General features: G+C 67.5%; 11 protein-coding genes and 1 pseudogene. 10 read left to right on the forward strand and 2 right to left on the reverse strand.

All coding sequences use genetic code 11. From position 1 onward, the window contains the following. The first annotated feature begins 26 nt into the window (after positions 1 to 26). Together AC1DN0_RS02095 and AC1DN0_RS02100 are read left to right on the forward strand one after the other, a co-directional pair. Positions 27 to 566 carry a putative toxin-antitoxin system toxin component, PIN family gene (locus tag AC1DN0_RS02095; RefSeq protein WP_477111078.1) on the forward strand — a complete coding sequence of 180 codons (540 nt, stop codon included), beginning with the start codon at positions 27 to 29 and terminating at the stop codon, positions 564 to 566. A gap of 54 nt (positions 567 to 620) precedes the next feature. Next, positions 621 to 1,817: a pyridoxal phosphate-dependent aminotransferase gene (locus AC1DN0_RS02100; protein ID WP_477111079.1), complete on the forward strand. Its 1,197-nt coding sequence runs from the start codon at positions 621 to 623 to the stop codon at positions 1,815 to 1,817. Between the two features lie 135 nt (positions 1,818 to 1,952). Here AC1DN0_RS02100 and AC1DN0_RS02105 read toward each other — a convergent pair whose 3' ends face one another. Further along, the gene (locus AC1DN0_RS02105) at positions 1,953 to 2,594 is read right to left on the reverse strand and encodes a glutathione S-transferase (protein WP_477111080.1); all 642 of its coding nucleotides are present in this window, start codon (positions 2,592 to 2,594) and stop codon (positions 1,953 to 1,955) included. Positions 2,595 to 2,818: 224 nt separating this feature from the next. Here AC1DN0_RS02105 and AC1DN0_RS02110 point away from each other — a divergent pair, with 224 nt between their 5' ends. The 5 genes from AC1DN0_RS02110 to AC1DN0_RS02130 all read left to right on the forward strand — a co-directional run bounded on the left by AC1DN0_RS02110 (position 2,819) and on the right by AC1DN0_RS02130 (position 8,588). Further along, positions 2,819 to 4,342, forward strand: coding sequence for a 3-hydroxyacyl-CoA dehydrogenase (locus tag AC1DN0_RS02110; RefSeq protein WP_477111081.1), 1,524 nt, complete (start codon positions 2,819 to 2,821; stop codon positions 4,340 to 4,342). Between the two features lie 93 nt (positions 4,343 to 4,435). Continuing rightward, entirely contained in the window at positions 4,436 to 5,215 is a 780-nt protein-coding gene (locus tag AC1DN0_RS02115) for an oxepin-CoA hydrolase, alternative type (RefSeq protein WP_045238115.1), read from the forward strand. Between the two features lie 78 nt (positions 5,216 to 5,293). After that, positions 5,294 to 6,028 carry a histidine phosphatase family protein gene (locus AC1DN0_RS02120; protein ID WP_477111082.1) on the forward strand — a complete coding sequence of 245 codons (735 nt, stop codon included), beginning with the start codon at positions 5,294 to 5,296 and terminating at the stop codon, positions 6,026 to 6,028. Positions 6,029 to 6,094: 66 nt separating this feature from the next. Next, entirely contained in the window at positions 6,095 to 7,171 is a 1,077-nt protein-coding gene (locus tag AC1DN0_RS02125) for a phosphotransferase (RefSeq protein ID WP_477111083.1), read from the forward strand. A 403-nt stretch (positions 7,172 to 7,574) separates the two neighbouring features. Beyond that, positions 7,575 to 8,588, forward strand: a complete 1,014-nt coding sequence (locus AC1DN0_RS02130) for a Bug family tripartite tricarboxylate transporter substrate binding protein (protein WP_035868589.1) — start codon at positions 7,575 to 7,577, stop codon at positions 8,586 to 8,588. A gap of 102 nt (positions 8,589 to 8,690) precedes the next feature. On the opposite strand, the pseudogene ggt reads toward AC1DN0_RS02130, so the two are convergent. After that, positions 8,691 to 10,550 (reverse strand): annotated as a pseudogene (ggt, locus tag AC1DN0_RS02135) (gamma-glutamyltransferase); the annotation flags it as partial. A gap of 263 nt (positions 10,551 to 10,813) precedes the next feature. Between ggt and AC1DN0_RS02140 the strand changes: the two are divergent. The 3 genes from AC1DN0_RS02140 to AC1DN0_RS02150 all read left to right on the forward strand — a co-directional run bounded on the left by AC1DN0_RS02140 (position 10,814) and on the right by AC1DN0_RS02150 (position 14,678). Then, complete coding sequence (locus AC1DN0_RS02140) at positions 10,814 to 12,586, forward strand: vWA domain-containing protein (protein WP_477111085.1); 1,773 nt, start codon at positions 10,814 to 10,816, stop codon at positions 12,584 to 12,586. 92 nt (positions 12,587 to 12,678) lie between these two features. Then, complete coding sequence (locus AC1DN0_RS02145) at positions 12,679 to 13,299, forward strand: RNA polymerase sigma factor (RefSeq protein ID WP_051648690.1); 621 nt, start codon at positions 12,679 to 12,681, stop codon at positions 13,297 to 13,299. Then, positions 13,296 to 14,678 (forward strand): hypothetical protein, encoded by a 1,383-nt coding sequence (locus tag AC1DN0_RS02150; RefSeq protein WP_477145498.1) that lies wholly within the window; start codon positions 13,296 to 13,298, stop codon positions 14,676 to 14,678. The genes AC1DN0_RS02145 and AC1DN0_RS02150 overlap by 4 nt, the downstream gene beginning before the upstream one ends. Positions 14,679 to 14,692: the final 14 nt, after the last annotated feature.

Genomic DNA, 14,692 nt, shown 5'->3' on the forward strand with positions numbered 1-14,692 from the left:
CAAACACAAAGGCCAGATTGTAACGAATGCACCCTGAATCCACCGCAGTACCCGCCAATTCCCCGCCGGCCGAGCCCGCCTTTGCCGCCCTGCCCGCGCCGCGGGTCGTGCTCGACTCCAATATCTGGGTCGACCTGCTRGTCTTTGCCGACCCCCATGTCGAACCCATCCGGGCCGCGCTGCACAGCGGCGCCATCGCCGCGGTAATCCGGCCCGACTGCCGCGAGGAACTGCGCCGTGTGCTGGCTTATCCGCAATTTGCCCATTTCGGCGTCGACATTCCCGTCGCCATGGCCACGGTGGACCGGTTGACCACCGCCTTCGCCATCCCGGAGGAAACCGAGACGCTGGCGGCGCGCCTGCCGCGCTGCCGCGACACCGACGACCAGAAGTTCATCGAACTGGCGCACTTTGCCCAGGCGGCCTGCCTGGTGTCCAAGGACAAGGCTGTGCTCAAGCTGAAGAGCCGGCTGCGCCGCCAGAGCGGCGTGGACATCCTGCTGCCCCAGGCCTTCGCCGGCTGGCTGGCGGCACGCCGTGCGCAGGCGCAGGCCGATCCCCGCTAGAATGCCAGCAACGTTTCCCGTCCATCCAGACCGTCCAGCCTGACGCAGCTTCCCATGCCCACCACCAATCCGAGCGCCCCGTCCGGCGCCAGCACCCTCGATCCGCTCACCCCGCCGATGTCGCGCCTGCCCAACGTCGGCACCACCATCTTCACCGTGATGTCGGCGCTGGCCGCCGAGCGCAACGCGGTGAACCTGGGCCAGGGCTTCCCGGATTTCGACTGCGACCCGAAGATCGTCGATGCGGTCGCGCATGCCATGCGCTCGGGCCTCAACCAGTACCCGCCGATGGCGGGCGTGCCCAGGCTGCGCCAGGCCATCGCCGACAAGATCGGCAAGCTGTACGGCCATGCCTACGACTGGGACAGCGAGATCACGGTCACGGCCGGCGCCACCCAGGGCATCCTCACCAGCATCCTGTGCGCCGTGCATCCGGGCGATGAGGTGATCGTGCTGGAGCCCTGCTACGACAGCTACATCCCCGCCATCGAACTGGCCGGCGGCAAGGTGGTATCGGTCGCGCTGGACGCGCCGCACTTCCGCATCCCCTTCGACCGGCTCGCCGCCGCCATCACGCCGCGCACGCGGATGCTGCTGATCAACACCCCGCACAACCCCACCGGCACCATCTGGCGCGCGGGCGACATGGAGCGCCTGGCCGAACTGCTGGCAGGCACCGATATCCTGCTGCTGTCCGACGAGGTCTACGAGCACATGGTGTTCGACGGCCAGCTTCACCAGTCGGTCTCGCGCCATCCCGAACTGGCACGGCGCAGCTTCGTGGTGTCGAGCTTCGGCAAGACGTATCACGTCACCGGCTGGAAGGTGGGCTATGTGGCCGCGCCGGCGGCGCTGTCCGCGGAATTCCGCAAGGTGCACCAGTTCAACGTGTTTACGGTGAATACGCCGGTGCAGTACGGGCTGGCCGAGTACATGGCGGACCCCGCGCCTTACCTGGAGCTGCCGGCTTACTACCAGGCCAAGCGCGACTTCTTCCGCGCCGGGCTGGCCACCACGCGCTTCAAGCTGCTGCCGTCGGATGGCACCTACTTCCAGTGCGTGGACTACTCGGCCATTTCCGATATGAGCGAGGCGGATTTCTCGATGTGGCTGACGCGCGAGATCGGGGTGGCGGCGATCCCGGTGTCGGCGTTCTATTCGCAGCCGCGCGAGTCTGGCGTGGTGCGGTTCTGCTTTGCCAAGAAGGAGGAGACGCTGGCGTTGGCTCTGGAGAGGTTGAAGGCGTTGTAAGAGCGCCTGCGGGACTGCGTGCGGCGCTGGTTACCCAGGCAGAACGGTCCTGCGAGCCGCTCCCGCCCCTGACGCAAGACCATCAACGCAAAACGCCTGCGGATCGCGGGCGTTTTGCCTGGAGCAATCCCTGACTTACTTCCGCCCGCTCAGCATGAGCTCCGTGTTCGCCTTGCGATCCGCGTTCACCTTTTGCACGGTGGGCCGCTCACCCATCCGCTTGAGGTAATCCCTGACCGGCAGGTCGGACAACATGTCCGTACCGTAGATGATCTTGGTGCACGACGAAATCAGCGGGAAGTGCACCACCGCGGCGCAGTCCGCCAGCGTGAAGGTCTCGCCAGCCAGGTAAGGCGAGAACTTCGCCAGCTTGGCGAACGCGGGGATATATCGCTCCAGCAGCTTCTTCTGGCGCTCCTTCACACCATCGCTCACCTTGCCGCCAAAGAACGCTTCCGGATAAAGCTCGCGCGCGGTCAGTTCCAGGTAAAGCTCGAGGAAGGTCACCAGTTCGCGTACCTTCGCGGCCTGGTAAGGGTCCGCCGGCAGCAGCGGAGATTGCGGATAGGTCGACTCGATATAGGCGTCCAGCACTTCGGACTCGCATAGCGGGCCGTGATCGGTGATCATGTAGGGCACCTTGCCCAAGGGCGAGGCTTCGAGATCGGTCTTGCCGATCCAGGCCAGTTCTTCCTCGAACGGCAGGTTCTTCTCCAGCAAGGCCAGCTTGACCTTGTTGTAGTARTTGCTGGCGGCAAAGCCACAAAGTTTCAGCATGTCGTCTCTCTCCTCGTTATTTGCGATCCACAGGGGGGGAATCGCGATGGAATCAGGGGGCATCGTGTCCTGCGCATACCTGATCAACAGGCATTGTGAGCCATGACAGACTCTGGTGGTCCGCTCTGGCCGATCAGCGCACGCCGCTTGCATCGCCCCACTGTCGCGGATGATGCAAAAAACGTACGATCGTGCTAATTTAACCACACTTTTCTGGAAGCACTATGAGCACTTTCATCATCGACACCCTCGGCATCGTCGGCACGGGCGCCATGGGCCGTGGCATTGCGCAGATCGCCGCGCAAGCCGGCCTGACCGTCAGCCTGTACGACACCAACGCGCAAGCCGTGGCGGCGGCCCGGCAATACCTGCAGGACACCTTCGCCAAGCTGGCCGAAAAGGGCAAGATGAGTGCAGAGGACGGCGCAGCGGCGCTGGCCCGCGTGCTGCCCTGCGCCACGCTGGACGACCTGGCCGGCTGCGACATGGTGCTCGAGGCCATCGTCGAGAAGCTGGAAGTCAAGCGTGACCTGGTGGCAAAGCTGGAAGCCATCCTGCGTCCGGATGCGGTGATTGCCTCCAACACGTCGTCGCTGTCGATTACCGCGATCGCGGTCGGCGCGAAGCAGCCCGGCCGCATCGCCGGCTACCACTTCTTCAACCCGGTGCCGCTGATGAAGGTGGTCGAGGTCATCGACGGCCTGTCGGGCGACCCCGCCGTGGGCGATGCGCTGATGGCGCTGTCGCGCCGGCTCGGCCACACGCCGGTGCGCTGCAAGGACATGCCCGGCTTTATCGTCAATCATGCCGGCCGCGGCATGAATATCGAAGGCCTGAAGGTGGCGCAGGAAGGCGTGGCCGACTTCGCCGACATCGACGCCATCATGCGCGAGCAGGCCGGCTTCCGCATGGGCCCCTTCGAGCTGATGGACCTGACCGGGCTGGACGTTTCGCACCCGGTGATGGAATCCATCTACAACCAGTTTTACCAGGAGCCGCGCTACCGCCCGTCGCCCATCACGGCGGTCCGCTCGGTGGGCGGCCTGATCGGCCGCAAGGCCGGCGCCGGCTTCTACCGCTATGCCGATGGCCAGAAGCAGGTGCCCGCCGCGGCCGCCGTGCCGGCCGCGCGCCCCACCAGCGTGTGGGTAAGCCTTGCCGACGAACGTGGCCACGGCATGGCCGTCAAGCTGCTGCTCTCGCTGGGCATCACGCCCGAAGCCGGCAACCGGCCCTCGGACGACGCCCTGATCGTGGTCACGCCGCTGGGCCTGGACGCCACCACCTGCGCGCTGCATGAGGGCCTGGATGCGACACGCGTGGTCGCCATCGACACCCTGCTGCCGTTCGAAGCCACCAAGCGCCGCACGCTGATGACCACGCCCGCCACCTCCGCCGCCATGCGCGAGGCCGCACACGGCCTGTTCGGCAGCGATGGCGTGCCCGTCACCGTGATCCGCGACTCGGCCGGCTTCGTGGCCCAGCGCATTGTCAGCTGCATCGTCAATATCGCCAGCGACATCGCGCAGCAGCGCATTGCCACGCCGGTCGACATCGATCTCGCCGTCAACCTCGGCCTGGGCTACCCCAAGGGCCCGCTGGCGCTGGGCGACGTGATCGGCCCGCACCTGGTGCTGACGGTGCTGCGCAACCTGGAACGCCTGACCGGCGACATGCGCTACCGCCCCAGCCCGTGGCTGTGGCGCCGCGCCGGCCTCGGCCTGTCGCTGCTGGCCGAAGAGCAGTAAGAACCGCGACCGCAGGCTTGTCTTGGCCTGCGGTCGTTTCGTATCCGCCCCCCGCTTCTGCATTGTTGCATTCGCTTCTTCCCACAGGCCGCCATGACCGCACAGTTGCTATCCGAACGCGTCGACTCCACCTTGGTGCTGACCATCTCGAACCCCGAGGCACGCAACGCGCTGCACCCGGACATCTACGCGGCATCGCAGGAAGCACTTGAACTTGCCTCACGCGATCAGGAAATCCGTGCGGTGGTGATCACCGGCGCCGACGGCGTGTTCTGTGCCGGCGGCAACCTCAACCGCCTGCTGGGCAACCGCGCCAAGCCGCCCGAAGTGCAGGCCGAGAGCATCGAAGTCCTCAATCACTGGATCGAAACGCTGCACGCCTTTCCCAAGCCCATCATCGCGGCGGTGGAAGGCCCTGCCGCGGGCGCTGGCTTCTCGCTGGTGCTCGCGTGCGATTTCGTAGTGGCCGCCAGCGATGCGAAGTTCGTCATGGCCTACGTCAATGTCGGGCTGACGCCTGACGGTGGCGGCTCGTATGAACTGGCCCGCGCCCTGCCCCGCCAGCTCGCCTCCGAACTGATGATGGAAGGCAAGCCCATCGATGCCGCGCGCCTGGCCCATTTCGGGCTGGTCAACCGCGTGGTGCCTGCCGGCCAGGCGCTCACCGAAGCGCTGCGCCTGGGCGAAACGCTGGCCGCGCGCTCGCCGCATGCCGTGGGCCGCATCAAGGCGCTGATCAATCACGCCAGCACCGCCAGCCTGACCGGGCACCTGACCGAAGAGCGCGACAACTTCGTGGCCGCGCTGCATCACAAGGATGCGGGCGAAGGCATTGGCGCCTTCCTGGAAAAGCGCAAGCCGAACTATCGCTGAGCGGCCGACCTGGCCACGCAATACCACGCCGACCATGCCCGCGCAGACGGGCGCATCGGCCAAGCACCGGAGACTTGCATGGAATTGCCGCCCTCGCCCCGCCGCCGCGTCTACCTGTTGCGCCACGGCGCCGTGACCTACTTCGACGCGACCGGCCGCCCGGCGCTGCCCGAGCTGGTACCGCTCAACGAAACCGGCCGGGCGCAGGCCAGCGCCGCCGGCCGCGCCTTTGCCGCGGAGAACATCCGCTTCGACCGCATCATCGTCAGCGGGTTGCCGCGCACGGTGGAAACCGCCGAACGCGTGCTGGCCGAACTACCCGGGATGGCAGACGCCACGCTGGAAACCTGGCCCGAGCTGCAGGAAATCCGCGGCGGCAAGCTGCAGGGCATCAGCGACGACAAGCTGCGCGATGCCTTTATCGGCGCTTTCGAAGGCGAAGTGCCGGAAGACAAGCGCTTTCTCGACGGCGAAAGCGTCGGCGAATTCCTTGACCGCGTGCTGCCCGCGCTGCGCCGCCTGCGCGAGGATCCCAACTGGGACACCGTCCTGCTCGTCCTGCATGGCGGCACCAATCGCGCCATCCTGTCCCACGCCATCACCTGCGGCCGCCGCGTGTTCTACGGCAGCCTGATGCAAACCGCCGGCTGCATCAACGTGCTGGACGTGGGCGACGATCCGCTGGACTGGGTGGTGCGCATGATGAACTACTCGCCGCCCACGCCGGTGCACAGCGGCACGCGCCACACCACCATGGAAGTGCTGCTGCACCAGTACCTGCGCTTTCGCGACCTGCGGGGGCCGGCCGGCTAGCCACGCCGCAGGCAGACAGTTTCGAATCTCGGAAAACCCGGAACATACCGAAAAAACGGAGACAGCATGAGCACCAACGTTTCGAATTTCGAAGGCACCCGCGAGGTAGCCGAGCAGCAACGCTTCGACATGGCCGCGCTGGAGGTGTGGATGCGCGAGCATGTGGCGGGTTTTGCCGGCCCGCTCACCATCGAGCAATTCAAGGGCGGCCAGTCCAACCCCACCTTCAAGCTGATCACGCCGGGCCAGACCTATGTGATGCGCGCCAAGCCCGGCCCCAAGTCCAAGCTGCTGCCCTCGGCCCATGCCATCGAACGCGAGTACCGCGTGATGGCCGCGCTGGCAGGCACCGACGTGCCGGTCGCCAGGATGTACGCGCTATGCGAGGACGAAACCGTGATCGGCCGCGCCTTCTACATCATGGAATTCGTCGCCGGCCGCGTGCTGTGGGACCAGTCCCTGCCCGGCATGACGCCGGCGGAGCGCAGCGCCATCTACGACGAGATGAACCGTGTCATCGCCGCACTGCACACGGTCGACTACAAGGCCATCGGCCTGGGCGACTACGGCAAGCCGGGCAACTACTTCTCGCGCCAGATCGAGCGCTGGACCAAGCAATACAAGCTGTCCGAGACCGAGAGCATCCCCGCCATGGACTCACTGATGGCCTGGCTGCCTGATCATATTCCGCAGGAAGACGCCGATCTCACTTCGATCGTGCATGGCGACTACCGGCTGGACAACCTGATGTTCCATCCCACCGAGCCGCGCGTGCTGGCGGTGCTCGACTGGGAACTCTCCACACTGGGGCATCCGATGGCCGACTTCGGCTATCACTGCATGAGCTGGCATATCGCGCCGGGCCAGTTCCGCGGCATTGCCGGCCTGGACCACGCAGGGCTCGGCATTCCCGACGAGGCGACTTACCGCAGGACCTACGAGCAGCGCACCGGCCGGCCGATCACGGGCGACTGGAATTTCTACCTCGCGTTCAGCATGTTCCGGATCGCGGGGATCCTGCAGGGGATCATGAAGCGCGTGGTCGATGGGACGGCTTCGTCGGCGCAGGCCCTGGATGCGGGGAAGCGGGCCCGACCGATGGCGGAGATGGGGTGGGAGTATGCAAAGATGGCGCAGCAATAAGCGCGCATTGCTGCGCACGGCTTGAATGGGAAGACCTCTTCGCTTGTTGAAGAGGTCTTTTTTTAGCCCTGGTTATCGTATCAGATGATGTGATGAGGTCATTCTCGATTTAACCAGCAAGATTGCAATGGGTGCCGGCGAACGGATGGCAAGCCGCATTGCGAACGCCCGCCCTCGCCCCCGGCCCTTCTCCCGCACGCAGAGGAAGGGGGTAAACCAGTCACCATAATCCGTATTTCAGCAGCCAGGAAGATCCGTCGCGGTAGTGAAGTTGCGCTTAAGGCCTTTAGCGTCAACGCACAAAAACCCTTCCAGAAGAATGCCCTGGACCCACCCAAGACTTCGAGCTATCATCCAACACATACGACAACATACAACACAATACAAATCCGGAGACAACAAGATGCCGACGACCCGCCGCACCTTTCTATCCCGACTCTCCACGCTTGGCGCGACAGCCACCCTGGGCAGCCTCGGCGCCGCCGGCGCCCTGATCGCCCCCCGCGCCGCGCAGGCCGCCACCGACTGGCCCACCCGCCCGATCAAGCTGGTAGTCCCCTATTCCGCCGGCGGTTCCTCCGACATCATCGCCCGCCTGATCAGCCGCCAGTTGGGCGAAGCGCTCGGCCAGCCCGTCGTGGTCGACAACCGTCCCGGCGCCAACGGCAATATCGGCGCCGCGATGGTCGCGCAGGCCGGCACCGACAACCACACCCTGCTGCTCTGCGATATCGGCGCGCTGGCCATCAGCCCGTCCGTCTACACCAAGCTCTCCTTCGATCCGGGCAAGGACCTGAAGGGCGTCGCCATGCTGGCTTACTCGCCGCATTTGCTGGTAGTCCACCCCTCGGTGCAGGTCAGCAACCTGAAGGAACTGGTGGACCTCTCCAAGCGCACCCAGCTCAACTTCGCGGTGACGGCCATCGGCAGCGCGCCGCACCTGGCTGGCGTGGCGGTGGCGCAGTCGACCGGCGCCAAGTGGCAATACGTGCCCTATAAGGGGGGCTCCCAGGCCGTGGCCGACACTGTGGCAGGCACCGCCCAGGTGCTGATGAACGGCATGCTGGCAACGCTGCCGCAGGTCCAGGCGGGCAAGCTGAAGGTGATCGCGATATCCAAGAAGACGCGCATGCCGCTGATGGGACAAGTGCCGACCATCGCAGAGCAAGGCGTGCCCGGCTTCGAATCGGGCACCTGGCAAGGCGTGATGGCGCCGGCCGGCATGCCCGACGCCCTGGTGGCGCGCATCAGCAGCGAACTGATCCGCATCATCCGCCTGCCCGAAGTGCGCGCGCAACTGGCTGGCCAGGGTGCCGAAGTGGTGACCATGACGCCGCCGGAAACGAACAAGTTCTTCGTCGGCGAGCGTGCGCGGTGGGCGGCGGTGGTGAAACAGGCTGACGTGCGGCTCGATTGAGCCAGCCGCGCGCCGGACAAAAAATGGCCGACTCGGAAGTCGGCCATTTTTTTGCGGGAGCGCCGGCAGAGCACGCCCCATGCCAACCCGGCGAAACGCCYAGTCGCCCAGCGCAACCCCTTCGCGGCGCGGGTCGGCGCCGCCGGCCCAGGCCCACGTGCCGTCGGGGCGCTGGCGGCGCATGATGGCCTGCGTGCCGCTGGTCATCTCGATCTGCGCCACTTCATGCCCACGGTCTTTCAGGCCTTGCACCAGGGCCGGGCTGACCAGTCCGGCTTCCAGTTCCGTCGGCCCGTTGCGGCTGCCGAAGTTGGGCATGTTGATGGCCCCCTGCACGTCCATGTTCCAGTCCAGCAGGCCCACCAGCGTCTTGGATACGTACTCGATGATCTGCGAACCGCCCGGCGAGCCCACCGTGGCGACCAGCTTGCCGGTCTCGCGGTCGAACACCAGCGTCGGCGCCATCGACGAGCGCGGGCGCTTGCCGGCCTGCACCCGGTTGGCGACCGGCTTGCCGTTCTCGCTCGGCACGAAGGAGAAGTCGGTGAGCTGGTTATTGAGAATGAAGCCGCGCACCATCAGGTGCGAACCGAAATAGCTCTCCACGGTGGTGGTCATGGAAATCGCGCCGCCGGTATTGTCAACGGCAACAATCTGCGAGGTGGACACGCGCGGCGGCGAACGGTCCGGTGCCAGCGCCAGCGTGTTTCCAGGCGGCGTGCCAGCCTCCGCCTTGCCCATGCTCTTCTCGCCGATCAGGCTCGCGCGTTGCACCAGGTAGTCACGATTTAGCAGCCCCGCAACGTTGACCGGCACGAAATCCGAGTCCGCCACATAGAGGCCGCGGTCGGCATAGGCCAGACGTCCGACTTCGGAAACAGCGTGCACGGCTTCGATACCCGGCTCGACGCCGGCAGGCGTGGCCACCTGTTTAGGCTTCATCGCTGCAAGCGCGTATTTCGGGTCTTTCGCCTCCAGCGCCTGCAAGGTCCCGAGCATCTGCGCGATCGCGATGCCGCCCGACGACGGCGGCGGCATGCCGCAGATCTTCCAGCGCTTGTAGTCGCTGCAGATGGGCGCGCGCTCCTTGGCGCTGTAGTCCCTCAGGTCCGCCAGAGACAGCGAACCGGCGTTGGCGCTGCCGTTGACCTGCTTGACGATTTCGCTGGCGATGGGGCCGGTATAGAGCGCATTCGGCCCGCGGCGGGCGATGTCGCGCAGGGTCTTGGCCAACGCCGGATTCTTCAACAGGGTGCCAACCGGCTTGGCCTTGCCGTCGGGCGTCAGGAAGTAGGCCGCCATCTCGGGCGAGTTCGGCAGGAACTTGTCCGCCGCGATCTGCGTATAGAGGCGCTGCGAAATCGGGAAGCCCTGCTCCGCCAGCGCGATAGCCGGCTCGAACAGCTTGGCCCAAGGCAGCTTGCCGTGCTGGCGATGCGCCATTTCCAGCGCACGCAACACGCCAGGCGTACCCACCGAGCGGCCGCCGATCTGCCCTTCGCTGAAGCTCATGGGCTTGCCATCGGGGCGCAGGAAGAGCTTCTCGTCGGCGCCAGCGGGCGCGGTCTCGCGGCCGTCATAGGCCTGCACGCGCTTGCCGTCCCAGTACATGATGAAAGCGCCGCCGCCGATGCCGGTGGCCTGCGGCTCCACCAGCGTCAGCACAGCCTGCATGGCGATCGCGGCATCGATCGCGGTACCGCCCGCGCGCAGGATCTTGCGGCCGGCTTCGGTAGCCAGGGGATTGGCGGCCGCGGCCATATGCTTGTCGGCATAGGTGGTGGTCATGCCCTGCCGGTAGCCGGACGACACTTCCGGTGCGGGCGGCATCGCCGTAGCGGCGGGAGCCGGGGCCACGGGAGGCGCGCTGGTCTGCGTCGAGCAGGCGCCTAGCAGCGCAAGCGCCGCGGCGGCGGCGAGCGGGCCGCGCCATAGCGCCGATGAATATGCCTGGGGTGCCATGCAATCGTCCTCCTGGGGGGAAAAATGCTCATTGTATGGCGCTCGGGCGCTGCTGCGGCACCCTTGACGCACACCTCAGGGACAGCACCGATGGACCGCGTCAGGCAAACGTGGGCCGGCCTGTCCCGCGCGGCGCGATCTGCACTCGCCGTCCCCTTTTGAATTTTTTCCACCCGACTTAACCCCGCCAGCCGGGCTGCTTCGTTTCACTGACAGCGCCCTGCCGCCGGCATCGCCGGCGCGGCCCTTCAGGAGAAAAAGAAATGCTCAAGCGCCTGGGAGTCCTGGCTACTGCCTTTGTACTGGCCGCATGCGGCGGCCATCCGGCGACTGCTCCGACCTCGCCAACGCGAGACGGCAACGCCGAACCGGCCACAAACCAACCGCTCGCGCCGCCGCCAGCCATGCCCGCCCAGCCCGTGCCCGCGAGCAAGGCCGGCGACGCCGCCACGCACGCCAGGGAGACAGCCGCCGGAGCCGTCGCCGATACGCGCGCCATGCGCGCCCAGCCGCCGGCGCCCCTGACCCTGATGACCCGCCCCATGCCCTACCCGCAGCCCCAGGCCGAGCCGGATCGCGAGCGCTATGGCGCCATCGACGAGAACGGCGTGCAGCTGGTTGCGCAGGCGCCCGTCTCCACCTTCAGCATCGATGTCGACACCGGCAGCTACAGCAATGTGCGCCGCCTGCTCAACGCCGGCCGCTTGCCGCCCGCCGATGCGGTGCGGGTGGAGGAGATGGTCAACTATTTCCCCTACGACTACGCGCAACCGCGCGATGGCCGTCCCTTCGCCGTGCACGCCGACGCCGCACCCGCGCCGTGGCACGCGCACAACGTGCTGCTGCGCATCGGCATCAAGGCGGCCGACGCGGCCCGCGACAGCCTGCCGGCGGCCAACCTGGTCTTCCTGGTCGATGTGTCGGGCTCGATGTACTCGGCCGACAAGCTGCCACTGCTGAAATCCTCGCTCAAGCTGCTGACGAATGTCCTGCGCCCGCAGGACCGCATCACCCTGGTCACTTACGCCAGCGGCACGCGCGTCGTCCTGCCGCCCACACCCGGCAGCGACAAGGCCGTCATCGCGGCGGCGATCGACTCACTGGTCGCGGGCGGCTCGACAGCCGGCGCGAGCGGCATCGCGCTGGCCTACCAGGCCGCGCAGCAGAGCTTTATCGCGGGTGGCATCAATCGCGTACTGCTCGCCACCGACGGCGATTTCAACGTGGGCATTACCGACTTCCGCCAGCTCAAGTCGCTGGTCGCCGAGAAGCGCAAGTCGGGCGTCTCGCTGTCCACRCTGGGCTTTGGCACCGGCAACTACAACGACCAGTTGATGGAGCAGCTCGCCGATGCGGGCGACGGCGCCTACTCCTATATCGACAACCTGATGGAAGGCCAGAAGGTGTTGGTGGAGGAGTTCAGTTCCACGCTCGCCACGGTGGCGCGCGACGTCAAGATCCAGGTCGAATTCAACCCCGCCACGGTCAGGGAATACCGCCTGATCGGCTACGAGAACCGTGCGCTCAAGCGCGAGGATTTCAACAACGACAAGGTCGATGCGGGCGACATCGGCGCCGGGCACACCGTGACCGCGCTCTATGAGCTGACCCTGACGGACCAGCCCGGCCTGCTTGACCCGCTGCGCTACCAGCCGGCCAGCCCCACCGCCAGGCCGGGCAAAGGCGCCGCCGGCGAGCTGGCCCACATCAAGCTGCGCTACAAGCTGCCGCAGGCCCAGGCCAGCGAGTTGATGGACCTGCCCGTGCAGGCCGCTTCGGTGCGGACGCTGGCGCAGGCCGACGATGCCTTCCGCTTTGCCACGGCGGTAGCGGGCTTTGGCCAGGTGCTGCGCGGCGGCAACCATGTCGGCGGCTGGACCTACGCCGACGCGCGGGCCCTGGCGCTGGGCGCGCGCGGCACCGACCGCTTCGGCTATCGCGGCGAGTTCATCAAGCTGATCGACCTGGCCCAGTCCTTGTCGACGCGCGCGCCGCTGGCGCAGGACGACGGGCCTGCCAGGGGGCAGCCACGCTGAAACCGCCATCGGCCGGGCTGCCCGCGCGCGCCGCCCGGCACGGACATCCCGGCCCGCACGACAGCGGGCGGGGCTGTCATATACTGCCGCGCATGCATGCCTCCACGCCTGGCGCCCCGCCGCCCACCCCACCCTCAGGACTGTCCGCGCTGCCTGACACCGACCTGATGCTGCTGGTCGCCAACGGCCTGATCGAGCAGCCGGTGGCCGAGCTGTTTCGCCGCCACAACGCGGCGCTATACAACTATGTGGCCTGGCTCTGCCAGGGCAATGCCGGCGAGGCCGAGGACGTGACGCAGAAGACCTGGGTCAAGCTGATGACCCGCTGCGGCGACTACCAGCCCAGCGCGGCCCTGCGCACCTTCCTGTTCCAGATCGCGCGCAATACCTGGCTGGACCAGTTGCGCGGCGCCTACGAGCGCCAGCGCGACACGCTCGACGAGGGCCACCTCGCCCTGCCGTCCGACGACCTGAGCCCCGAGGCCGAGGCGCAGCTGCGGCAGAACCTGCAAGGCGTGCGGCAAGCGTTGCTGGCGCTGCCGGCGGCGCAGCGCGAAGTGATCGTGCTGCGCTTTTTCAGCGAGATGAGCGTGGAGGAAATCGCCCTGACGCTGGGCGAGAAGTTCGAGACCATCAAGAGCCGGCTGCGCTATGCCTTCGCGCGGCTGCGCGATAGCCTGGCGGCCACGGCGTCGCAGGAGCGGCTGCCATGAGCGCGGACGAACGATTCATTGCCGGCGAAGACCGGCTCGCGGCACTGCTGCGCGAGGTGCCCGCCTTTGTGCCGCCAGCCTCGCTGGAGGCTGCGGTGATGGCCGCCGCGCGCGCCGAGCAAGCGGCCCGGCAGATGACCCGGCAAGCGGCCGCGCCATTGCCGCCCGCCGCCTTGCCGGCCAGGGTCCGGGCCTACACCGAGCAAGCCGACAACCCCGCCGTCGATGACGAACTGGCATTTGGCCCGCCAGCCGGACTGGAGGCATCGGTCATGGCGGAAGCCGCGCGGCTGCAGGTAGCACAGGCCGCCCGCCGCAGCGCCGTACTGGAGGAGGTCCGGCGCGGCGACGCGCCGCAGAGCGTGCTTGGCGCGCCGGTTAGCGCGGCGGCACAGGCCTGGCTGCGCGAACAGGCGCAGGCCGCGCAACAGGCTTCCGGCGAACAGGCGGCGGCCAAGCCGGAGCGCGCACGCCGTGCCCGGCGCTGGTGGCCCGCGCTGGGCGTGCTCGCCGGCACCCTCGGCGTGGGTGTCTTGTCGCTGCAGATCGTGTTGCGCCAGCTTGACCTGCGCGACGGCGAGATCACGCTGCCGGCCAAAGCGCCCGCGACGGAAAGCGCAAAGCGTGCGCCTGCCGCGCCGGCAATGCACGCGGAGGCAGGCAAGCCGGCAGCGGAACCAACGCAAGCCGCGTCCGCCAGGCAGCCTGCATCGCCACAGGCGGATGCCAAGGCGCCACCAGCCCCGGCAGCCGCACCCGGGCCATCGGCAGCCCAGGCGCCAGCAGCCAGCCCGGCCGCAACGGCCAACGCCCAGCCCAGTCGCGCGCCCGCTGCGGAGGCGCAGGCCAGGACCGCTCCGCGCGAGTCCGACATGCTGGCGGAGCACCGCCCGGCTGCCGCGCCGGTGATTCGCGCGCCGGCACCGATGGCATCGATGGCACCCATGCCGCCGATGGCTTCCGTCGCGCCTCCGGCCCCGGTCGCGCCTATCGCGCCGCCGGCGCCGGCTCCCGCCATCGAGCCGCCGCGCTTTGCGCTGCGAGCCAGCCCGGCACCGCAGGCCGAGACGGCGCGCGCACCTGCGGCCAGGGGACAAAAACTGGCGGCATGGACAATGAGCCTGCGGGAAGAACCTCAGTTGGCAGTAGAGCGCCTGATGTCGGATGYGCCAGGCACCGGATCCGCCGCCGGTGCGCCGCTTGCGCTGCGCATCACAGCGGCGGCACCCGCTAGCCCCGAGGTCCGGGCCTGGGTCGAACGGCTATGGCAAGCCGTGCCGGCCGAACGCCGCCCGCCGCTGCCTTACGCGGTACAGGCTGACAGCACGCTGCCCCCGGCCACCGTGCGCATCGAGCGACAGGCCGATAACGCGCCTTGACGGGCAACGCCGCG

It is taken from the genome of Cupriavidus sp. 05N39 (genome assembly GCF_056397325.1).